Genomic DNA, 20,039 nt, shown 5'->3' with positions numbered 1-20,039 from the left:
TTTGTAGCCTAATAGAATAAGAACCAAATATTTAGTATGCGTAAGTTTTTAGGACTTATTCCTGCACGATATGGATCATCACGATTAGAAGGGAAACCTTTAGCCGATATATGCGGTAAACCGATGATTCAACATGTGTATGAACGAGCTAAAGTCGCGATTGAAGATGTTTATGTAGCCACTGATGATCTCAGAATCGTTGATGCTGTAGAATCTTTTGGCGGTAAAGTGATTATGACTTCTGCTAATCACGAAAATGGAACATCAAGATGTCTTGAAGCGCTTGAACTAGTGAACAAACAAACTGCTGCGGGATTTGATGCCGTAGTCAACATTCAAGGTGATGAACCTCTTTTAGAACCTTCTACATTAACAGAACTAGTCAACAGTTTTGATGATGAAACCAATTTTGCAACATTGGTAACACCAGTGGTACATCAGCAAGATTTAGAAAATGAAAGTGAGGTTTTTGTAACCTTCGATCACAACAAAAATGCATTGTATTTTAGTAGAGCTGTAATTCCAACTGTAAGAGGAAAAAAACGTAGCGAGTGGATGCAACATACCACTTTCTATAAACATCTTGGGTTGTATGCATACACCGAGGATGCGTTAAAGTTATTCTCTACTTTATCACCTACTACTTTAGAAAAATTAGAAAGCCTTGAGCAACTCAGATGGGTAGAACATGGCTATCAAATTAAAGTAGGAATTACCGAACATGACAGTATTCCGGTCGATACTAAAGAAGATTTAGAGCGAGTTAGGAATATAATGCAAGAGTTAGTATAAAATTTACAAATACCTAACGTTAATCATTGGTCGTTAATTCAAAAATAAATTAAATTGCGACTTGTTGGAATCGAGTACTATTTTTTTAGAGATTTCACTCAAAAGAGTAATAAATACAAATGAGTAAAAACATAGTAAAAGTTGGCGATATTAATTGTGGCGCTGACGAATTATTTCTGATCTCTGGACCTTGTGTTATCGAGGACGAGAGCATCATGTTAAAAACTGCTGAAAAGTTAAAGGAAGTTACTGAACGTCTTAATATCCCTATGATTTATAAGGCTTCTTTCCAAAAAGATAACCGCTCTTCTGTAGACTTCTACAGAGGTCCTGGTATTGAGGAAGGTCTTCGTATTCTTCAGAAAGTAAAAGACGAATTCGGTTTTTCATTGGTATCAGATGTTCACTACCCTGATCAGGTAAAACCTGCAGCAGAAGTATTGGATATAATTCAGATCCCTGCTTACCTATGTATGCAAACTGACCTTGTGGTTGGTGCTGCAGAAACAGGAAAAGTAGTTAATATCAAACACGGTCAGTTCTTAGCTCCTGAGAACATGATTAAGCCAGCTCAAAAAGTTGAATCAACTGGAAATAAAAACATCATTTTAACAGAAAGAGGTTTCACTTTTGGTTATAACGATATGGTGGTAGATCCTCGTTCTTTCTATGAAATGAGAAAAACAGACTACCCTGTTGTATTTGACGTTACTCACTCTATCCGTAAATATGGTATCCCTTCTGCGGATCCAAATGGTGGAGCTCGTCAATACTTAGGTACATTAGCAAGAGCTGGTGTAGCTGCCGGTGTGGATGGTTTATTTATAGAAACTCACCCATGTCCTTCTGAAGCGCTTTGTGATGCCGCTTCTCAATTAGACGTTACTCAATTAGAGGAATTCTTAAAACCACTAATTGATATTCATAATATCGAATTGAGCTATAGAAATAGCCCTAATCACTAGAAAAAAACACTGATAAAATTATTATAGAATGGAATTATATTTAGATTCTGCTGAGATCAACGAGATCAAGTCTAGTTTTGAGCAATTGCCTTTCATGACTGGATTAACTACAACTCCTACTTTTATGGCCCGTCATGGTATCACTGATATCGACGGTACTATCGTAGAACTTTCTAAAATTGTACCTGTACTTCAAATCGAAGCTTTAGGTGATACAGCTGACGAAATTGTTGCAGAAGCAAAAAGACAAGAAGCTTTAGGTCTTGACCGTGATAAAACAGTTTACAAAATTCCAGTATCAATGGAAGGTTTGAAAGCTTGTTCTATGTTGGTAAAAGAGGGCTTTAAAGTAAATATCCACTTAGTATATACTATCCAACAAGCTTATATGGCTATGCAAGCTGGTGCAACTTATGTTTGTCCACTTGTTGGTCGTCTTCAAGATCAAGGTCATGACGCTCTTGGTTTAGTTGAGCAGTGTGTTGAAGCTGTAAACTACTACGGTTACAATACTAAAATTATGTTCTCATCAGTTCGTACAATCCAACACATCCGTGATGCTGTAGAACTTGGTGTACACACAATTACTGTACCTTGGAAAATCATGAAGCAGTTGACTGACAACCACTTCACTAAAATTGGTACAGATCAATTCGTAAACGATACTCGTTTAATGACTGAGCGTGTAGGTGATGTTATCTCTGAGAACAACCCTACTGTAACTCCTGACACAACTGTTTCTGATTGTTTAGTAGCTATGACTACTTACAAAACAGGTGCTGTTACTGTAATTGACGGTGAAAAAGCTCCTATCGGTATCTTTACTGATGGCGATCTTCGTCGTTTAGTTACTGAGAAAGGTGGTGACGTTTCAGGTATCAAAGTTGGTGATTTAGGACTTACTGCTCCTATTTCTATTGATGCTCACGAATTATTATTCGCTGCTCATAACTTGATTAAAGAAAAGAAAGTTGACGAACTAGTAGTTACACTTGACGGTAAAGCTGTTGGTATGTTGGACGTTCAAGATATGGTTAAATAATTAATCTCCTCATGAGAGAAGAATTATTTGTAGAAGGAGGAGGAGTGTTTGTAACACCCTCCTCTTCTCTTTTACAGCAATTACAAAACGTAAAAGGCCTAATTTTCGATTGGGATGGCGTTTTTAATAATGGTGTAAAAGGCGGAAATATGCCAAGTCCATTTTCTGAAGTGGACTCTATGGGTGTAAATATGCTACGCTTTGGTTACTACTTGGAACATGGTAAAATTCCTTTTACTGCAGTAGTTACTGGAGAATATAACGAAGCTGCATTTAAGTGGGCGCAAAGAGAACACTTAGACGCTGTTTGTTTTTTAGTAAAGGATAAAGTGAAAGTATTGCCTTTAGTAGACGAGCTTTCTGGAGTAAAACCAGAAGAGATTATGTTTACTTTTGATGATATTTTAGATATCTCATTAGCTAAAGCTGTAGGTACTCGATTTATGATTGGTAGAGATGGTAGTCCATTATTTACTGAATATTGCAGGATGAATGGACACTGTGATTATATTACTGGAAACCCTGGTAATAATAATGCAGTAAGAGAAATATCTGAGGTGGTACTTTGTCTTTTAGATCGATTTGATGAAACTATCGACAAAAGAGTAGCCTTTGAAGGAGAATATGCCAAGTATATCAAATTAAGGCAAGAAATCGAAACTAAATATTATAGAAATGATAAAGGAGAGTTTATTCCTTCGAATCCATTCGAATAAATCATTTTCAATAATAAAGATTGACAAGAGAAGTCCAGTTTGGCTTCTCTTTTTTTGTACCTCATATTTTCTAAAAACAGCTTTAATCCTGAAAAATTAAAGTTATAGAGGTGACTTAGTTTCTTACCTAATTCACAATTAGTTAAGATATTTCTCAAGAAAAAGAGACCTTTTTTATAAATTTCTTAAAATAAATATACTTTTTGGCAAAATTTCTCACCATCTATTTGGGAATAGCGATTGTTAAAAATAAATTTACTGTCCGATTGAGTAGAAATCATTTTATACATACTATGTTATTCTACTTACAGTTTCAAACAAACACTTAAATAAAAGGGCCTTTGAAAGTTATAGATCGTTTAATTCAAGCTGAAAGGGAGAAGAAAACTTTGTTCTCGTTCGAGTTACTCCCACCTGTTAGAGGTAAAAGTATACAATCATTATTTGATGCTATTGATCCTTTAATGGAATTCAATCCAGCGTTCGTGGATGTAACTTATCACCGTGAGGAATATGTTTATAAAGAACTTCCGAACGGATTGTTTGAAAAATCTGTTCAGAGACACCGTCCCGGAACAGTAGCTGTTTGTGCTGCAATTATGCACAAATACAATGTAGATACAGTCCCACATATTATTTGTGGTGGATTCTCAAAAGAAGAAACAGAAAATATCCTTATAGAATTAAATTTCTTAGGGATAGAAAATATTTTAGCTTTAAGAGGTGATGCAGCAAAAGGAGAGGCTTCTTTTACTCCTCATCCAAAAGGATACAAATACGCTTCTGATTTAGTGGAACATGTAGACCAACTGAACAAAGGAGAGTTTATGTATTCATCAGAATCTGGTTTTAAAGGTGGTTTCTGTATGGGTGTTGCTGGATATCCTGAAAAACATATGGATGCAGGTAACTTGGATACGGATATCAAGTATTTAAAACAAAAAGTAGATCTTGGTGCAGAATATATTGTTACTCAGATGTTCTTTGATAATCAAAAATACTTTGATTTTGTAAAGAGATGTCGCGAAGCTGGTATTACAGTACCAATTATTCCAGGCTTAAAGCCATTGACTACTAAACGCCAATTAACTCTTTTACCGAATATCTTTAAATTAGATTTCCCTCAAGAGTTACTCAAAGAGGCTGAAAAATGTAAAGATAATAAAGCAATTAAGCAATTGGGTATTGAGTTTGGTATCCAACAAGCTAAAGAATTAATGGAATTTGGTGTACCAAGTATGCATTTCTATTCTATGGGTAGATCTACTTCTGTAAAAGATATTGCAGAGGCTATATTCTAGAGTTATTAAAATATTACTATATTTCAGCAATCATTGTCTTGTACAATGATTGCTTTTTTTATGGAAGTTATTGGCATCATCATACTTGCACTTTTGGTGTATTGGCATTGGAAATCGAACAATGTACAAAAATCACCCTTGAGTAAATTTTACTTTATCGGTTTAACCTCCAAATTATTACTTGGTGTGGGTGTAGGATTGCTATACACCTTCTTTTATCAAGGTGGAGATACTTTTGCTCTCTTCCATGATGCTCAATTTTTAACTGATTTGGGTAAAAATCAACCTAAAGAATACATTAATTTTATTTTTTGTAGACCTTATCATTACCCAGAACATATTCAATCTCAATTGATGAAAAGTAATGCTTCTACATCTATATTTTGCATTGTATTATCACTCATCAATTTTTTAACGAATAGTAATTACTGGATTAGTGGTGCTTACCTAAGTGTATTTTCATTTATCGGTATTTGGAAATACATTGATATCTTAAAACAAAAATATCCTCAGCTTAATTATAGTTTAATCATTCCTTATTTTATACTTCCTTCATTTGCTTTTTGGAGTAGCGGAATTATCAAAGAAAGTATAAGTATGGGATTGATTTTCTTAAGCATTGGCTATTTATTACAAATTATCTATTATAGAAAATCTTATTATAAAGGAGTCTCGATCATTTTCATCAGTTTATTACTACTATTACAAATCAAATTTTATTATTTCCTTTTCATTATTTTATTGATAGGGCTCAACTCTTTCATGTTGTATAACGATAAAAAAGAAAGATCAATTGATATAAAACAAACTACGATTTTCTTATTAGGCATAGGTAGTATAGTGATGATACTCCCCTATCTTCATTATCATTTTGATTATCATCGAGTATTAAATACGATACAACTCAATTATGTTAAACTTTATGATGCATCAAAAGAAGGAACAGCCATTTATTTACCCTATTTAGATGGTTCTTGGTTAGGGTTATTGAAATCATTACCCTTTGCAATCATAGGGGCATTTGAATTAACCAACTTATTTTCTGATAAAAATACATTCCAAACCATTTCAATATTTGAAAATTTAGGTACTATCGTCCTACTTATTTATACATCTACTTTATTTTTTAAAAGTCCAAAAATAAAAAAACGCCCATTTTTAAAATGGACGCTCCTTTTATCAATTGTATTGACTTTATTATTTATCGGTCTTCTAGGCATTGCCAGTCCTAACTTAGGTAGTTTAAATAGATATAAAATACTATTTATTTCTACTCTTATACATATCTCTTTCATGATAATAGACAATAATAAAAAATCATACATATAACTGCTCATGTAAATAGATTTCTGCCATCATGCATCTACTTCCACCACCACAAACAGTTTCAATAATATCCAATGGCGAATGTAATAATTGAACATACTCTCCCATCTTGTTTTTTTGTTCTTCTGTAAAAGCATTAAAAGCACGAGTTGACATTGTCAACGTTTTTTCTTCTTTTAGATTTGTCACCTCTAAAACATTACAAGTAAAATCCTTCAGCTGTTTATAAGTCACATCGATTATTTCTTTTCCTAAAGACGAGAACTTATCCAATACTAACTTACGTTCTTCTACATTTGGTATGGATGCCCCACAGATCACTACAAAATCAGACGCAATTGACAGCATTACATTCGTATGATAAATTGGTTTTCCTTCCTCATCAACAGAATCAAATAAAATGCCTTCATACCCAAGCTTCTTCATATGGTCTTTGAACAAAATTTCATTTGTTCTATGAGATCTACATGCAAAAGCAATTTTATTCACTCTATCAAATATTATACTTCCTGTACCTTCTAAAAAAATCTCTTTTTCTTCATAAGGAGACAAATCAATAATATCAGAGACATGAAAACACATTTCTAACATTTCAACCACATCCGTTCGTCTTTCTAACCTTCGGTTAAGTGGTTTCATAGGGTAAAGTATCAATTTTCCATCTTGATGGGTGGTAAACCAATTATTAGGAAATAATGCATCTGGAGTATAAGGCTCTGGTGTATCGTCGACGATAATCACATCAATGTCATTTTTCCTTAGATAGGTAACATATTGATCGAACTCTGCCAAAGCTTTTTCTTCAATATTATCTAAATGCTCTACTTCTGTAAAGTTTTGAAAGCTATTGTCTACTGCTGTGTCTTTATTAAAGCCAAAAGAAGCAGGACGAACCATTAATATATGATTTGATGAGTTATGTTTATAATGCATTTATAATGAGATATCTATTATTAAGTATGTGTTTGTGGACCAAAAGATACTCCGAAATAAAAATATTTAAAAAAAAATAAAAAAAAATAAATATTTTTTGTGTTAAGTGTACTTTGAATACTTAAAGAATAATAATGAAGACTTATTCATCAGAGTAAAATTATATATAAAGATAAACTTACACTTAATGAATGAAAATAAAGCAAGTGTAACACATACGAAACATATTTATATTAAGTGTTAAAATACACTTATAATATTTTGTCTAAAATAATTTTGACAAAATAAATTAATACCCCATATTTGTAATGTGATCAACAAACAAACGGAGATCACAAACAAATTAAGAGATCAACAGTCTAACAAGACTGATCAAAATATAAGTAATAATTCATTTCATTTCATACTTTATTGGGAGAGGTTATCATTCAGTGGTAACCTCTTTTTTGTATGTCATATTTTTTAATCTCACTCAAAAAGAAAAACTTATCAACAATTAATCTATTAATGTGAATAACATTCTTTTTTTCCCTCAACTACCCTTTCTAATAAATCGAGTAGTTCTTTCTATCCTGCCCTCATGTTTTTTTTAAAACTAAAATCAAAATACAAGAAAACGATTTTTAAAAATTGAGCAATGTTACACAATCAAAAACGATAGATTAACATAAAATGAACAACTATTCATTTTCTTAACATTAAGTATAAATAAATTGTATAACATAAAACCAAAAACTGTCATTTAGCAGCTTAATACACTCAAAATCACATATAATCAAGCTAAAGACAGTCCATTTTATATCAATATTTACACAGCATTTTTTTATTTACTGGATACTTTTTTAGAACAAAAATATCCGTTTACATTCATTAACAATTTAATTTGATTTATATATTTTTAAGTGTAGTCAAGTACACTTTTAAAATTAAAAGTAGACATCCAATAGATCTATAATAGATTCCTACAGGATCAGTTTACACTTAATGAATAAAAATGAATAAAGTGTATTTCAAACGGAATATTAAATTATTAAATAGGCAAAATACACTTATAAAATTTTTCAGTTTTTAGTTTTGACAAAAGAAAATAATACCACACCTTTGTCATGTGCTCAAACGAGTTACACACTAAAATTTGAAACATATACACATAACAAATATTACAAACATGAAAAAGTTTACATTTATCATTGCAACATTATTACTAAGTTTAAGTTCATTTGCTTCAGAAACATATTTACCTTTTAACGGAATCTCATATTTCTTTAAAGCTTCTACAAATGGAACTTCAGCTACTTTAATGTTAGAAAATTTAGAAGGTGAAGAAGTTAACTTCTCAATTACAGATACAGAAGGAAAAGTTTTTATGCATAAAACTGTTGTTGCATCTGGAAAAGTTAGAGAAGACATTAATTTCGTATCGTTACCTGAAGGAAAATATAACTTCAAATTAAAATTTGAAGATAAAATGATGGTTAGAGAGTTTTATATTACTTCTAATAAAACAGCGGTTATGATGAACTACCAATTGGCTACATCTAACCAAAAGTTCAAAGCATCAATCGTAGAAGATCAATTACATTTGATCATCGGTAACAACGTAAAAGGTTTTGTTAAACTAAACCTAAGAACTGAAGAAGGTGATACAGTTTATTCTACAAAGTTTTTAGCTGGAGCTAAAAATGTAAAACGTTTTGACTTATCTTCATTACCACAAGGTACATACACTACGGAAATGATTATTGATGGAGTTTCATACTCTGATTCATTCTCAGTTCTGTAAGTAAAAAATAAGTAATAATTCATTTCATTTCATACTTTATTGGAGAGGTTAGCATTAAATGCTAACCTCTTTTGTTTTACAAGAATCTTTCTTATTATTACTTCTCAAGCTGACTTAACGATAAAAAATATGTACTCAGAAACTGACTTACACCTAAGTATCAAAAACTTAGCAGAGGAGGACCGTCCTCGCGAAAAACTCCTTTTAAAAGGTCGACAAGCATTATCAGATGCAGAATTAATTGCTTTATTAATCGGTTCAGGAACAAAGAAAATGTCTGCGATAACAGTAGCTCAATTATTATTGAATTCTGTAAATAACAATCTTCACGTTTTAGCAGGGTTAACGATCAAAGAATTAAAAAAAATTCAAGGTATTGGTGATGCCAAGGCTGTAACAATAACTGCTGCTTTAGAATTAGGTCGTAGAAGAAAACAACTAGAGCCCAATGAAAAAGTAAAAATCACCTGTTCAAAGGATATTTATAAGCTACTTTCGATGCATTTATTAGATCTTAATCATGAAGAACTATGGGTTATTTTACTCAATAGAGGAAATCAAGTACTTGGTACTGAAAAAGTTTCTATGGGAGGAATGACTGGTACGGTTGCCGATCCTAAAATCATTTTCAAAAAAGCATTGGAAAAGAATGCTTGTTCTATTATTCTATCACACAACCATCCTTCGGGTAATGTAAAACCAAGTCAGGCTGATATTTCTTTGACTAAAAAAGTAAAATCTGCAGGGCAATTTATGGAACTCCCTATTCTTGATCATCTTATTTTTGGAAACGACACCTACTTTAGTTTTGCAGATGAAGGAATTTTATAAGAGATCTATGTTTTTCTAGAAATTATTTTAGTAAATTATATATTATACTTATTGAACTACCAAATACTATAATTTCTATTTACTCATGAAGCTTTTCCTTTTATTCTCATTCATTCTATGTACAGTTATACCCTCTTTTGGATCTTCTGATGTAAACTATCAGACAATCAAACCAAAATTAGAAAGATATACTTCTATTGATGACTGGGAAAATCCGAATAACTGGACCCCCAACGTTGTACCCAACAAGAATAGTTTTATTTCTGTAAAAGAAAGATTCTTTATTATTGATTTTAATACAAGATCTTATCAAATATCTGTTGGCAATATTGATGTTCCAGCTAAATGTGAAATGAATATCACCTCTAGAGGGAGTATATTGATTAATAATGATTTATTCATCAATAATAACGCTGTTCTAAGTATTGGAGGAAAGTTAACGGCTCAAAAAATAACCATTAATGCTAATCACGGAGAATTTATTTTAGAAGAAACAGGGACGATTGATGCTCATGAAATTTTCATTAAAATTGATGATTACGATGCTGACTTAAGAGGACAAATATCTACAACCTATTTTGACCTAGGTTTTACAAGTAAAAAAGGAAGCCTGCTTCTTGGTGAAAACGTTTACATTGATGTTCAAAGTAAACTAACTGTAAGAAATAAATTCAAGGATAATATTGTTGGCGATTTAAAAAAAATTGCTGCATATGAATGTGAAGGCAATGAGTTATTCTGTTTGGGAATTAAATCTAACCGACTAAGATTACCAACGATAGTCGATTTTTTTGATATTGAAGTAGACGGCACAACGGCCTATGTCTATTGGGAAACACAAAGAGAAAAAGATTGTGCTCGCTTTATTATTGAAAAATCAGAAAATGGAATTGATTATACTCCAATTGGCGAATTACAAGCTTCTATGAATTCTAGAGAGGTCACTCCATACGACTTAAAAGACAACAACTTCAACACCGAAATAGAAAATTATTACCGATTAAGAACCATACAAAATGATAATGAAGAATTTGTTTGGGTTAGACATTTACCAGCAGGAAAAAACGATAAAGAGGAATTTGGAGTAGCACAATTAGATCCAAATCCAACCAACTTTAAACTCACATTACAACTCGAACACGATAATCCCAAATCACTAGATATTAAATTACATCATACCCAAAATGAAAGTATTTGGGATATTAAACCAAATATCGAAGGCAAAAAAGCAATTTTTGATGTGCATCATTACCCAGCCGGTGCTTATATCCTTAAAGTAAAAGACAATAATCAATTGATTTATTCTGGAAACGTAATTATTTATGCTACTAATAGCAAAGGTAATTTAAAGAATAGCCAAGCGATAATTGTTGAAGAAGAATAATTAAAATGAATAAAATTAAAACACTATTACTACTCTTATCTTTATTTATTTCTATTTCCTTACAAGGAGAAATAATTAAAGTACCACCTGGTACCTATGCTCGATTTATTGTTCATTCTTATGATACTGTTCTGGTAGACGGTGACCTAAGAATTGAACATAAAGACCATCATAGATCCATAGAGAGTCACAGAGGTTACCATCATCCTTATTTTAATCACAGTAGTCATGACGGACATTTGATTGTAGAAACTCATGCTATACTAATAGTAAAAGGAAATTTAATGATTTTCGAAACTGATGATGAAAAAAACTATAACAGAGGAGGAATATCAGTATTTGGTGATTTCACAATTCAGGATGAAGATGATGATGAAATTTGGTTCGAAAATTATGGAGTAATATCAGTTGGGCAAAATTTTAAAATGTTTGGAACTAAAAAATTAGAACATGATCATCTTGCTATTTTTAATAATTACAACCAAATGATAATAGCCAATGATGTCATTTTAAATGGTCATATTCAATTTAATCCAACTTATCCTCATTATAGCAGTCACCATCATCATCATACTTTATTAAATCGAACACCAAATGCTCCAAATAGTAAATTATTAGTATTAGGAATGATTAGAGCACTTTCAATTGACAATCATCACCATCATAGAGATCATGATGATGACGATGATGATGATGACGACGATGACGACGATGACGACGACGACGATGATCATCATCACGATCATTGGTCTACACTTTCACCTAACTCACAAGATCATCCTCCTTATGGACAAGTCATTGCTATAGGAGGCTTGGATAATATCGCAAAAAGATATTTTGGAGATCAACCTAATCATAATATTGATAATATTGAAAACCATCTCACTCCCGATATTAAAGAAATGATTTCAATAATGCCTAATCCTATGGCAATTAGCTTACCTGTAGAATTAAGTGATTTCCATGCTATTGTCAAAAATCATGAAGTAATACTGAATTGGACAACTCAGACAGAAATCAATACGAGTTATTTTACTATTGAAAGGTCTAGAGATCGTAAAAACTTTACTGTGGTAAAAGATAAAATTAAAGCATCAGGAAATTCTAATATAGAGTTAAACTATAGTTTCATTGATTCTAAACCTTCACAAGGTGAAAGTACATATAAACTTACTGAAGTAGACTTAGATGGTAAAAAAGAATCATGGACACAAAGTGTATTTATCCAATCAAATATCATTGAAAAGTCTATCGATAAGGTCTATCCAAACCCTGCTGATACACAATTAAAAGTGACGACAGTAAATAATAATGAGGATCAATTTACTTTTAAATTCATACATGTAGAAACGGCACAAGTTTTCCCTATTAATAAGTATAGTTATGATAATAATGAATTTATCATTGATACTTCCATTCTAGAAAATGGTATCTATTCATTGATGATTTACAGAAATGGAAAAATGTGTAGTCATGAAGAAATCATCATACAACATCAATAACAATTGATAATAAACCCCTCCCTGAAGGGAAATAATACGTTATTTAATTTATATCAAGGTTGAAAAGAACAATAACTCAATCGCAATTTAACTTTAGAAAAATGATCTAAAATGTAAATTGATGAGTTATAAGAAATAAAATGTTGTGTGATTAATAAAAGAGCCGTCTTAGTTTAAGATGGCTTTTTTGCTTTCTAACACTCTCTTTTTTATTTCTAAATAAGTAATAACAAATTGAACTCTTTAATATGTAATACGTGATATATACTAAAGTAATTTAAAGTAAACTAAAGATATTTCGATCATAGAATTGAAAAGAGTTTTTATATATTGAACTGAAAAAAACATTAAACAGTTTCCATTTTATGGAAGCTGTTTTTTTTATTATTAAAAATAAAATCCGATAGTAAAATCTAATGCCCCAAGAGTGTATCCTTGATAATTACCAGAATAAAGATAATTCATCTGTAAATTAAATATTGCGATAGTTGCACCTACACCTCCTCTAAGTCCAAAACTCCAAAAATCGTCTATTAACTTAGGATCCTGCCCTGTACCTCTTGCTTGTAAAAAATACGATTTCACACCTCCAAAACCACCTTGAACATAGGGATGAAAAAGTGTTCCTTCTTTACCTAAAAAATAATATCTACCAGAAGCAATAATTGGTACCTGATACCATGCATGGGTTAAAGATGGATCTATCGGAATAGCTGCAAAACCATTTACCTGTCCAGATAATATCCCATCCCATTTGTCTCCAGCATTATAACCAAACTCTATGTAGGCACTAAAACCTGTACTAGAAAAGGGAGAAAGATCTCCAACACCTTGACTACCTCCACCACCTATACCAAAATGTATCTGAGCCATAGAAAGTGTAGAAAAGAACAAGAATGAAAAGAGGAATAGTATTTTTTTCATAAAATTGATGAAGAGTACTTAAAGATTAGTATTGTAAAAAGTTCTATCCTTATGGATCGATTTACTTTTACTTTAAAGATTATAATCTCATCATTCAATTGATAAGATATACCTTACACAAATTAACAGTATTTCATTAAAAAGAAAAGAGATGAACACGTTTGTGTTCATCTCTTGTATTTCTTTATATCTAATGATAATAGGTTATGTTTATTCTGTAGGTTTTGGAACAAGACTTAAAAACTCTCTACGAGTTGCTTCATCTTTAAATTTTCCAGAGAAATGTGATGTAACCGTAGCGCTGTAAGTATCTTCAATACCTCTCATAGAAACGCATAAATGCTTAGCATCAATTAAAACAGCTACATCTTCAGTGCCTAAAGTTTTCTTTAGATCTTCTGCAATTTGTACTGTTAAACGCTCCTGAACCTGAGGTCTTTTTGCATAATGCTGTACAATACGGTTAATCTTAGATAAACCAATCACTTTTCCATTCGAGATATAAGCAACATGTGCAAAACCAATGATTGGTACAAAGTGATGTTCACAATTAGAGAAGAAGTGAATATTCTTCTCAATTAACATTTCATCGTACTTGTATTTATTATCAAAGAGTTTGATATCAGGTCTATTTTCTGGATTTAGACCACTGAATATTTCTTTTACGTACATTTTTGCTACTCTATCAGGAGTACCTCTAAGGCTATCATCTTTAAGATCTAAACCTAAAGTATCCATAATTTCACGAAAATGACTTGAAATTTTCTTTATTTTCTCTTCATCAGATAGTTCAAATGCGTCCTCTTTCATTGGTGTATCGTAGGATGTACCAATGTGATTGTCCCCAATTTCATCTATATCTGTATCTCTATATACTTCCATACCGTTCTGTACGACTTTAGACTGAAGGGTATTCCACGAAGTTTCGTTCTGTTTCATATAAAATTACTTTTAGGTCAAACTTTTCTTCTAATTGATCCCTGAGAATTTGCCATATTACTACGCAAATATTCTCAGCGGTTGGGTTTAATGAAGAAAACTCTTCTACCTCTTCATTTAAATTTTTATGATCAAGTCTATCAAGTACATGTTGCTGAATGATATCTCTAAGAATTTTCATATCAATAACATAACCTGTTACTTCATCAATTTTTCCTGTAACCTTTACTGTAAGGTTATAATTATGTCCATGATAATACGGGTTATTACATTTTCCGAAGATTTTCTTATTCAATTCATCGGATAAATCTGGATTGTGTAAGCGATGAGCCGCATTAAAATGTGCAGTCCTTGATACTGTTACTTTCATTAAAATGTATTTCGATCTAATTAATTTAGATCAATTTGAAACATGCGTACCTAAAGGAAATCACAAAGTTAAAAGAGTAACGTTAATTATCTAATTTCAAATGTGATAAGTTTAATATCATTATCACAAATGATGTTGCAACATGAATATAATTAAATTTCTACTTTAATAAGTGTTAACTCCTTTTACATTTAGAATAACCACTAAAAAATTAAAATGTTTTTAAAAAAGTGGTTTTATATTTTTCCTTTGATGTGTTTAAGTTGGTATTTTTATGACAAATTAATGATCATATGACAATCACACAAATAGAATATATAATTGCAGTAGATCAATATCAAAGTTTTTCTGCTGCAGCTGAAGCTTGTTTTGTTACCCAACCTACGTTGAGTATGCAAATTAAAAAGCTCGAAGAGTTACTCGATGTTGTTATTTTCGACAGAGGGAAACAACCCATTATTCCAACGGAGATTGGTAAGAAGATTATTGAACAAGGAAAAATTGTCCTTCAAGAATCCAAAAAAGTAGACGATATCATCCTTCAGCACAAAGGTGAAATCAATGGTGAATTAAAATTGGGAGTAATTCCAACCCTTGCCCCCTATTTATTACCACTTTTTGTAGGTGACATCTCAAGGAAGTATCCCAATTTAAAATTAATCGTAAAAGAACTGCAAACAGAAGAAATCATTTCTCAATTACATAAAGATTTAATTGATGTTGGCTTATTAGTAACACCTATTAATGAGAATGGTATTCAGGAGTTGCCTTTATTATACGAGGAAATTATGGTGTACACTAACCCAGATTATAAATTTGAGAATCAGTTAGAGGTTAGTTTAAATGATGTAACCTCTCCAGATATTTGGTTACTTTCTGCAGGACACTGTTTCAGAGATCAGATGATCAATTTATGTTCCTACCAGAGAACGAATAAAATGAATAGTTCTTTACCTATTTCATATGAAAGTGGTTCTTTAGAAACTTTAATTCGTTTGGTTGATAAGGAAGGAGGGTTTACTCTTTTACCAGAATTAGCGGTTGATCTTCTTCCTGAGAATGGTAAAGACCAGATAAGAACTTTCGCAGAAGAACGTCCTATGCGAGAAGTGAGTTTGGTTTATGCAAGAAACTTTGCCAAGGCTAGTATGATAAAAGTTTTGGAAGAATGTATTAAAGAAAACGTTCCTAAAGAAATGCTTACTAGAGAAAGAGGTAGCGTAGTAGAATGGAGATAACGAGATTAAATAAAAAATCCCAACCGAGTTTATCGATTGGGATTTTTTATACACTGGAAATTTTAATAATCTCCATTATTTATAGAATTTAATTCTTCTAGTTCTTTTAACCTGGATTCATGTTCATCTACCCACTGAGTCAAATTATATTCTCCTTCTTCATATAATTCAGAATAAGGAACATATTCACTACCAAGTGAAGAGAATTTATCAGTAAAATATAATTCAATTTGTCCGAAATTTAGACTAATATTTCTAGTCCAGGACTCAAATTCATTTTCAGAAACAGTTGATTGTGACAGGACTCTATCTATCCTAGCTTGCTCCTGTTCTTGTAAGTAACTTTTATCTGTGTTTAATAAATCCTTTTTTAAAATCTCATACAATTGATATTCTTCCGCTGTAATATCAAATAGATCTTTTCCAAAATACATTGCCCAAAGTTTTTCATCAGTGGGAGACTCTTTTAGTTGTGACCAAATGTGAGGTTTAACAAGAGGATCTTCTATCATCTGCTCTTCATCATAATATTGAGCATAAGTTAAGGTTGATCCTAAGTAAAGGACCATAAAGAATAAACACCTTAATATATTGACGTTCAACCTCATATAGTTTAAAAAAATAAATTCTTCTTATTAGTAATTATACCCAAAAACTCGGTAAAGTGTTGCAAAGGCATTTCTCAATAAACAAAAAATCGAAAAATAATGCCAAATATACAACCGATAATTATTTAATTTCTAAAATTTCAATGAATAACGTGAAAGATAATCCACTCCTGCCTATTATATTTGCACTTTGGGATTAATACTATTACAATATTCGTAGTTCAGGTGCGATTACACTCATAATATTTTTTAGAATGACAGCAAAATTGAATATTAACAACAGACATCTACAGAAATTACAACAAAGCCTTAAAGGTGAATTGCATTATGACGATGTCATGAAAACGCTCTACTCTACCGATGCTTCTGCATACAAAGAGTTACCACTTGCTGTTGCTTTTCCAAGCGACGAGGAAGATATCAAAATTTTAATTCAATTTGCTAACCAATATAATACCTCTTTAATTCCTCGAACTGCAGGAACTTCTCTTGCTGGTCAGGTTGTAGGTAGCGGTATTGTAGTGGATGTTTCTAGAACCTTCACCAAAATTTTAGAAGTAAATAAAGAAGAAGGTTGGGTAAAAGTACAGCCTGGAGTTATTCGCGATGAGTTAAACAAACACCTAAAAGATTACGATTTATTTTTCGGGCCAGAAACTTCTACAGCTAATAGAGCCATGATTGGAGGTATGGTGGGTAATAATTCTTGTGGTTCAAACTCAGTAATGTATGGATCTACAAGAGACCACCTCCTAGAAGTTAGAGGTTTCCTAAGTGATGGTTCTGAAGCCATTTTTAATGAAGTCTCTTCTGAAGAATTTAAACAAAAAGCACAATTAGATACTTTAGAAGGTCAACTTTATAAAGAAGTTGAAGAAATGTTACTTCCTGAAGATGTTAGAGAAGAAATTGCTAAAGAATTCCCAAAACCTTCTATTCCTAGAAGGAATACAGGTTATGCTATCGATTTATTAGCATTAATGCAGCCTTTTAATCCCAATGGAAAGCCATTTAACTTTTGTGAATTGATTGCAGGGTCGGAAGGTACTCTAATTTTTATTACAGAAATAAAATTACATTGTAACCCAACGCCCCCTAAATTTAAAGGCGTTCTTTGTGCACAATTCGATTCAATTGATGAATCATTAAAAGCAAACCTTATCTCACTTAAGTTCGACCCTACAGCGGTAGAACTAATGGATAAATATATCTTAGACTGTACAAAAAACAGTGTTGAACATCGTCAGAATAGATTTTTCTTAGACGGAGATCCTGCTGCAGTTTTGGTAACAGAAATTGCAAGAGATACCCAAGAAGAAATGCAACAAGTGGCCGCAGACTTAGAAGCCGCTTACAAAGAGGCTGGCATGGGTCATTACTTCAAATTAGTTGAAGGTGCAGATGTAAAAAGAGTTTGGGATTTGCGTAAGGCTGGTCTTGGTTTATTATCAAATGTTCCGGGCGACCCAAAAGCTGCTCCTGTAATTGAAGATACTGCTGTTGATGTTGAAGATTTACCAGCCTATATCGAGGAGTTTAATATCACCTTAAAAAAATATGATTTAACCTGTGTGCACTATGCACATGCGGGGTCAGGGGAACTTCATCTTCGTCCTATTTTGGACTTAAAGACGCAAGATGGTAATCAAATGTTTAAAACCATTGCCGATGACATTGCCCATTTGGTCAAAAAATATAGAGGATCTTTGAGTGGTGAACATGGTGATGGACGATTGAGAGGAGAATTTATTGAGTTTATGGTAGGTGAGAAAAACTTTAAACTTATTGAATCAGTCAAAAGATCTTGGGACGGAAATAATATTTTCAATCCCAATAAAATCGTTGATACTCCACCAATGAATGAAAGTCTAAGATTTATGCCTGGTATTGAAACTCCAGATATAAAAACAACTTTAGACTTTAGTGATGCACAAGGTTACATAAGAGCTACAGAGTTTTGTAATGGTGCTGGCGCATGCCGTAAAACAGAAGTAACAGGAGGAACTATGTGTCCTTCTTACATGGCTACGAGAAATGAGAAAAACACTACTCGAGCTAGAGCAAATATATTAAGAGAGTATTTAAGAGCTCCTTACGAAATCAACCGTTTTAATCATAAAGAGATTTATGAAGTAATGGATTTATGTTTATCGTGTAAGGGCTGTAAATCAGAGTGTCCATCTAACGTTGATATTGCCAAGCTTAAAGCTGAATTCTTACATCAGTATTATAAAGCGAATGGAGCACCTTTAAGAACAAAATTAATTGCCTTCTTCCCTAAGTTAACGCAATTAGCTATGCTTACTCCGGGGTTATTCAACTTAATGATCAGTAATCCATTAACAGGCAGTATTTTTAAATCGTTTACGGGTTTTGCTTCGGAAAGATCTGTTCCAAAAGTGCATAAATTCACATTTAAGAGTTGGCTAAACAAATATGTTACTAAAGCTGCTCCTAAAGGAAAAGTATATATTTTCTGTGATGAATTTACCAACTTTAATGATACTAAAATCGGTTTAAAAACGATTGAATTATTAGAGAAATTAGGTTACGAGGTCCACTATCAACCCCATGTAGATAGTGGTAGAACATTTATCTCTAAAGGGTTCCTAGACGAGGCTAAAGATCTTGCTTGTAAAAATGTTGACATGTTGAAAGATTACATTTCTGAAGAAACTCCTTTAATTGGTATCGAACCATCTACAATAATGGCGTTCAGAGATGAATACCCTGATTTAGTTCATCCACATTTAAAGCCCGCTGCTAACAAATTAGCTAAACATGCTTTAATGATTGATGAATTTATTGCCAATGAACTGAAAGCAGGTAGAATTTCTGAAGATCAATTTACTGATGAAGAAAAATTGATTAAACTTCATACTCATTGTCAACAAAAGGCTACGGGTACACAAGTAACCGGTAAACAAATGTTGAGTTTACCTAAAAACTATAAAGTACAAATTATCCCAACTGGGTGTTGTGGTATGGCGGGTTCTTTTGGGTATGAAAAAGAACATTATGAAGTGTCTATGCAAGTTGGAGAGCTTGTATTATTCCCAACGGTAAGAGCACTAGATAAGGACGTTATTGTGGCGGCTTCAGGTACAAGTTGTCGTCATCAAATAAAAGATGGTACAGACCGTGATGCATTACATCCCGTCGAGATACTTCTAGATGCCATAAAATAAGAATTACATAATATTTATATACGAAAAAGAGGATTTATTCCTCTTTTTCATTTTACTGATAAACAATAAATTATATTAAAATCATTTCTATTTTACTTGATTTTTTCAATAAAAAAAAACCATTCAATTTTGTTTTCTTAAAACTGTAAAAAGGTTTGTGTATATGCGTTAATGTATTTCATATTTCTATCACTCAT

The 20,039-nt window shown here is 32.1% G+C and carries 17 protein-coding genes; 12 read left to right on the top strand and 5 right to left on the bottom strand.

Annotation, left to right across the window (positions count from 1 at the left end; translation table 11 throughout):
- Positions 1-36: 36 nt before the first annotated feature.
- The 6 genes from kdsB to NH26_RS17210 all read left to right on the top strand — a co-directional run bounded on the left by kdsB (position 37) and on the right by NH26_RS17210 (position 6,145).
- On the top strand, positions 37-792 hold the full coding sequence (gene kdsB, locus NH26_RS17235) for a 3-deoxy-manno-octulosonate cytidylyltransferase (RefSeq protein WP_044219970.1): 756 nt from the start codon (positions 37-39) through the stop codon (positions 790-792).
- A gap of 119 nt (positions 793-911) precedes the next feature.
- A complete protein-coding gene (gene kdsA / locus NH26_RS17230) occupies positions 912-1,757 on the top strand; it encodes a 3-deoxy-8-phosphooctulonate synthase (protein WP_044219967.1) in 846 nt (281 codons plus the stop codon).
- A 28-nt stretch (positions 1,758-1,785) separates the two neighbouring features.
- Positions 1,786-2,799, top strand: coding sequence for a transaldolase family protein (locus NH26_RS17225; RefSeq protein WP_044219965.1), 1,014 nt, complete (start codon positions 1,786-1,788; stop codon positions 2,797-2,799).
- Positions 2,800-2,810: 11 nt separating this feature from the next.
- Positions 2,811-3,515, top strand: a complete 705-nt coding sequence (locus tag NH26_RS17220) for a hypothetical protein (RefSeq protein WP_044219962.1) — start codon at positions 2,811-2,813, stop codon at positions 3,513-3,515.
- A gap of 341 nt (positions 3,516-3,856) precedes the next feature.
- Positions 3,857-4,816: a methylenetetrahydrofolate reductase [NAD(P)H] gene (gene metF / locus NH26_RS17215; RefSeq protein ID WP_044219958.1), complete on the top strand. Its 960-nt coding sequence runs from the start codon at positions 3,857-3,859 to the stop codon at positions 4,814-4,816.
- A 45-nt stretch (positions 4,817-4,861) separates the two neighbouring features.
- Complete coding sequence (locus NH26_RS17210) at positions 4,862-6,145, top strand: hypothetical protein (RefSeq protein ID WP_044219954.1); 1,284 nt, start codon at positions 4,862-4,864, stop codon at positions 6,143-6,145.
- Here NH26_RS17210 and ctlX read toward each other — a convergent pair.
- Positions 6,134-7,075, bottom strand: a complete 942-nt coding sequence (gene ctlX / locus NH26_RS17205; RefSeq protein WP_044219950.1) for a citrulline utilization hydrolase CtlX — start codon at positions 7,073-7,075, stop codon at positions 6,134-6,136. The genes NH26_RS17210 and ctlX overlap by 12 nt on opposite strands.
- A 1,168-nt stretch (positions 7,076-8,243) precedes the next feature.
- Here ctlX and NH26_RS17200 point away from each other — a divergent pair.
- From NH26_RS17200 to NH26_RS17185, 4 genes are all read left to right on the top strand, one after another.
- Positions 8,244-8,858, top strand: coding sequence for a hypothetical protein (locus NH26_RS17200; protein WP_044219946.1), 615 nt, complete (start codon positions 8,244-8,246; stop codon positions 8,856-8,858).
- A 129-nt stretch (positions 8,859-8,987) separates the two neighbouring features.
- Positions 8,988-9,689, top strand: coding sequence for a RadC family protein (gene radC, locus NH26_RS17195; RefSeq protein ID WP_044219943.1), 702 nt, complete (start codon positions 8,988-8,990; stop codon positions 9,687-9,689).
- An 85-nt stretch (positions 9,690-9,774) separates the two neighbouring features.
- Positions 9,775-11,073: a T9SS type A sorting domain-containing protein gene (locus tag NH26_RS17190; protein ID WP_044219941.1), complete on the top strand. Its 1,299-nt coding sequence runs from the start codon at positions 9,775-9,777 to the stop codon at positions 11,071-11,073.
- A 5-nt stretch (positions 11,074-11,078) separates the two neighbouring features.
- Positions 11,079-12,575 (top strand): T9SS type A sorting domain-containing protein, encoded by a 1,497-nt coding sequence (locus NH26_RS17185; protein WP_044219939.1) that lies wholly within the window; start codon positions 11,079-11,081, stop codon positions 12,573-12,575.
- A 387-nt stretch (positions 12,576-12,962) separates the two neighbouring features.
- On the opposite strand, the gene NH26_RS17180 is transcribed toward NH26_RS17185, so the two are convergent.
- The 3 genes from NH26_RS17180 to NH26_RS17170 all read right to left on the bottom strand — a co-directional run bounded on the left by NH26_RS17180 (position 12,963) and on the right by NH26_RS17170 (position 14,808).
- On the bottom strand, positions 12,963-13,499 hold the full coding sequence (locus NH26_RS17180) for a hypothetical protein (RefSeq protein WP_139263145.1): 537 nt from the start codon (positions 13,497-13,499) through the stop codon (positions 12,963-12,965).
- Between the two features lie 210 nt (positions 13,500-13,709).
- Entirely contained in the window at positions 13,710-14,438 is a 729-nt protein-coding gene (gene folE, locus NH26_RS17175; protein WP_084812215.1) for a GTP cyclohydrolase I FolE, read from the bottom strand.
- Positions 14,398-14,808 carry a 6-pyruvoyl trahydropterin synthase family protein gene (locus NH26_RS17170; protein ID WP_044219931.1) on the bottom strand — a complete coding sequence of 137 codons (411 nt, stop codon included), beginning with the start codon at positions 14,806-14,808 and terminating at the stop codon, positions 14,398-14,400. The genes folE and NH26_RS17170 overlap by 41 nt, the downstream gene beginning before the upstream one ends.
- 293 nt (positions 14,809-15,101) lie before the next feature.
- Here NH26_RS17170 and NH26_RS17165 point away from each other — a divergent pair, with 293 nt between their 5' ends.
- Positions 15,102-16,046 carry a hydrogen peroxide-inducible genes activator gene (locus tag NH26_RS17165; protein ID WP_044219929.1) on the top strand — a complete coding sequence of 315 codons (945 nt, stop codon included), beginning with the start codon at positions 15,102-15,104 and terminating at the stop codon, positions 16,044-16,046.
- Between the two features lie 62 nt (positions 16,047-16,108).
- Here NH26_RS17165 and NH26_RS17160 read toward each other — a convergent pair whose 3' ends face one another.
- Positions 16,109-16,615, bottom strand: coding sequence for a hypothetical protein (locus tag NH26_RS17160; RefSeq protein ID WP_044219927.1), 507 nt, complete (start codon positions 16,613-16,615; stop codon positions 16,109-16,111).
- A 293-nt stretch (positions 16,616-16,908) separates the two neighbouring features.
- On the opposite strand from NH26_RS17160, the gene NH26_RS17155 reads away from it, so the two are divergent.
- Positions 16,909-19,842, top strand: a complete 2,934-nt coding sequence (locus tag NH26_RS17155; protein WP_044219924.1) for an FAD-binding and (Fe-S)-binding domain-containing protein — start codon at positions 16,909-16,911, stop codon at positions 19,840-19,842.
- The last annotated feature ends 197 nt before the right edge of the window (positions 19,843-20,039 follow it).

The sequence above is a fragment of the Flammeovirga pacifica genome, from assembly GCF_000807855.2.
In the GTDB taxonomy this organism is placed as follows: Bacteria; Bacteroidota; Bacteroidia; order Cytophagales; family Flammeovirgaceae; genus Flammeovirga; species Flammeovirga pacifica.
The sequence above is the reverse complement of the archived record's forward strand: the minus strand, read 5'-3'. Positions and strand labels throughout refer to the sequence as shown.

What these genes read in the sequence shown, in the direction of transcription:
- NH26_RS17210 (WP_044219954.1), top strand. Translation starts at nt 4,862, where the DNA reads ATGATTGCTTTTTTTATGGAAGTTATTGGCATCATCATACTTGCACTT.
- NH26_RS17155 (WP_044219924.1), top strand. Translation starts at nt 16,909, where the DNA reads ATGACAGCAAAATTGAATATTAACAACAGACATCTACAGAAATTACAA.
- radC (WP_044219943.1), top strand. Translation starts at nt 8,988, where the DNA reads ATGTACTCAGAAACTGACTTACACCTAAGTATCAAAAACTTAGCAGAG.
- NH26_RS17220 (WP_044219962.1), top strand. Translation starts at nt 2,811, where the DNA reads ATGAGAGAAGAATTATTTGTAGAAGGAGGAGGAGTGTTTGTAACACCC.
- NH26_RS17160 (WP_044219927.1), bottom strand. Translation starts at nt 16,615, where the DNA reads ATGGTCCTTTACTTAGGATCAACCTTAACTTATGCTCAATATTATGAT.
- kdsA (WP_044219967.1), top strand. Translation starts at nt 912, where the DNA reads ATGAGTAAAAACATAGTAAAAGTTGGCGATATTAATTGTGGCGCTGAC.
- NH26_RS17180 (WP_139263145.1), bottom strand. Translation starts at nt 13,499, where the DNA reads ATGAAAAAAATACTATTCCTCTTTTCATTCTTGTTCTTTTCTACACTT.
- kdsB (WP_044219970.1), top strand. Translation starts at nt 37, where the DNA reads ATGCGTAAGTTTTTAGGACTTATTCCTGCACGATATGGATCATCACGA.
- ctlX (WP_044219950.1), bottom strand. Translation starts at nt 7,075, where the DNA reads ATGCATTATAAACATAACTCATCAAATCATATATTAATGGTTCGTCCT.
- NH26_RS17170 (WP_044219931.1), bottom strand. Translation starts at nt 14,808, where the DNA reads ATGAAAGTAACAGTATCAAGGACTGCACATTTTAATGCGGCTCATCGC.
- NH26_RS17185 (WP_044219939.1), top strand. Translation starts at nt 11,079, where the DNA reads ATGAATAAAATTAAAACACTATTACTACTCTTATCTTTATTTATTTCT.
- folE (WP_084812215.1), bottom strand. Translation starts at nt 14,438, where the DNA reads ATGAAACAGAACGAAACTTCGTGGAATACCCTTCAGTCTAAAGTCGTA.
- NH26_RS17200 (WP_044219946.1), top strand. Translation starts at nt 8,244, where the DNA reads ATGAAAAAGTTTACATTTATCATTGCAACATTATTACTAAGTTTAAGT.
- NH26_RS17225 (WP_044219965.1), top strand. Translation starts at nt 1,786, where the DNA reads ATGGAATTATATTTAGATTCTGCTGAGATCAACGAGATCAAGTCTAGT.
- NH26_RS17190 (WP_044219941.1), top strand. Translation starts at nt 9,775, where the DNA reads ATGAAGCTTTTCCTTTTATTCTCATTCATTCTATGTACAGTTATACCC.
- NH26_RS17165 (WP_044219929.1), top strand. Translation starts at nt 15,102, where the DNA reads ATGACAATCACACAAATAGAATATATAATTGCAGTAGATCAATATCAA.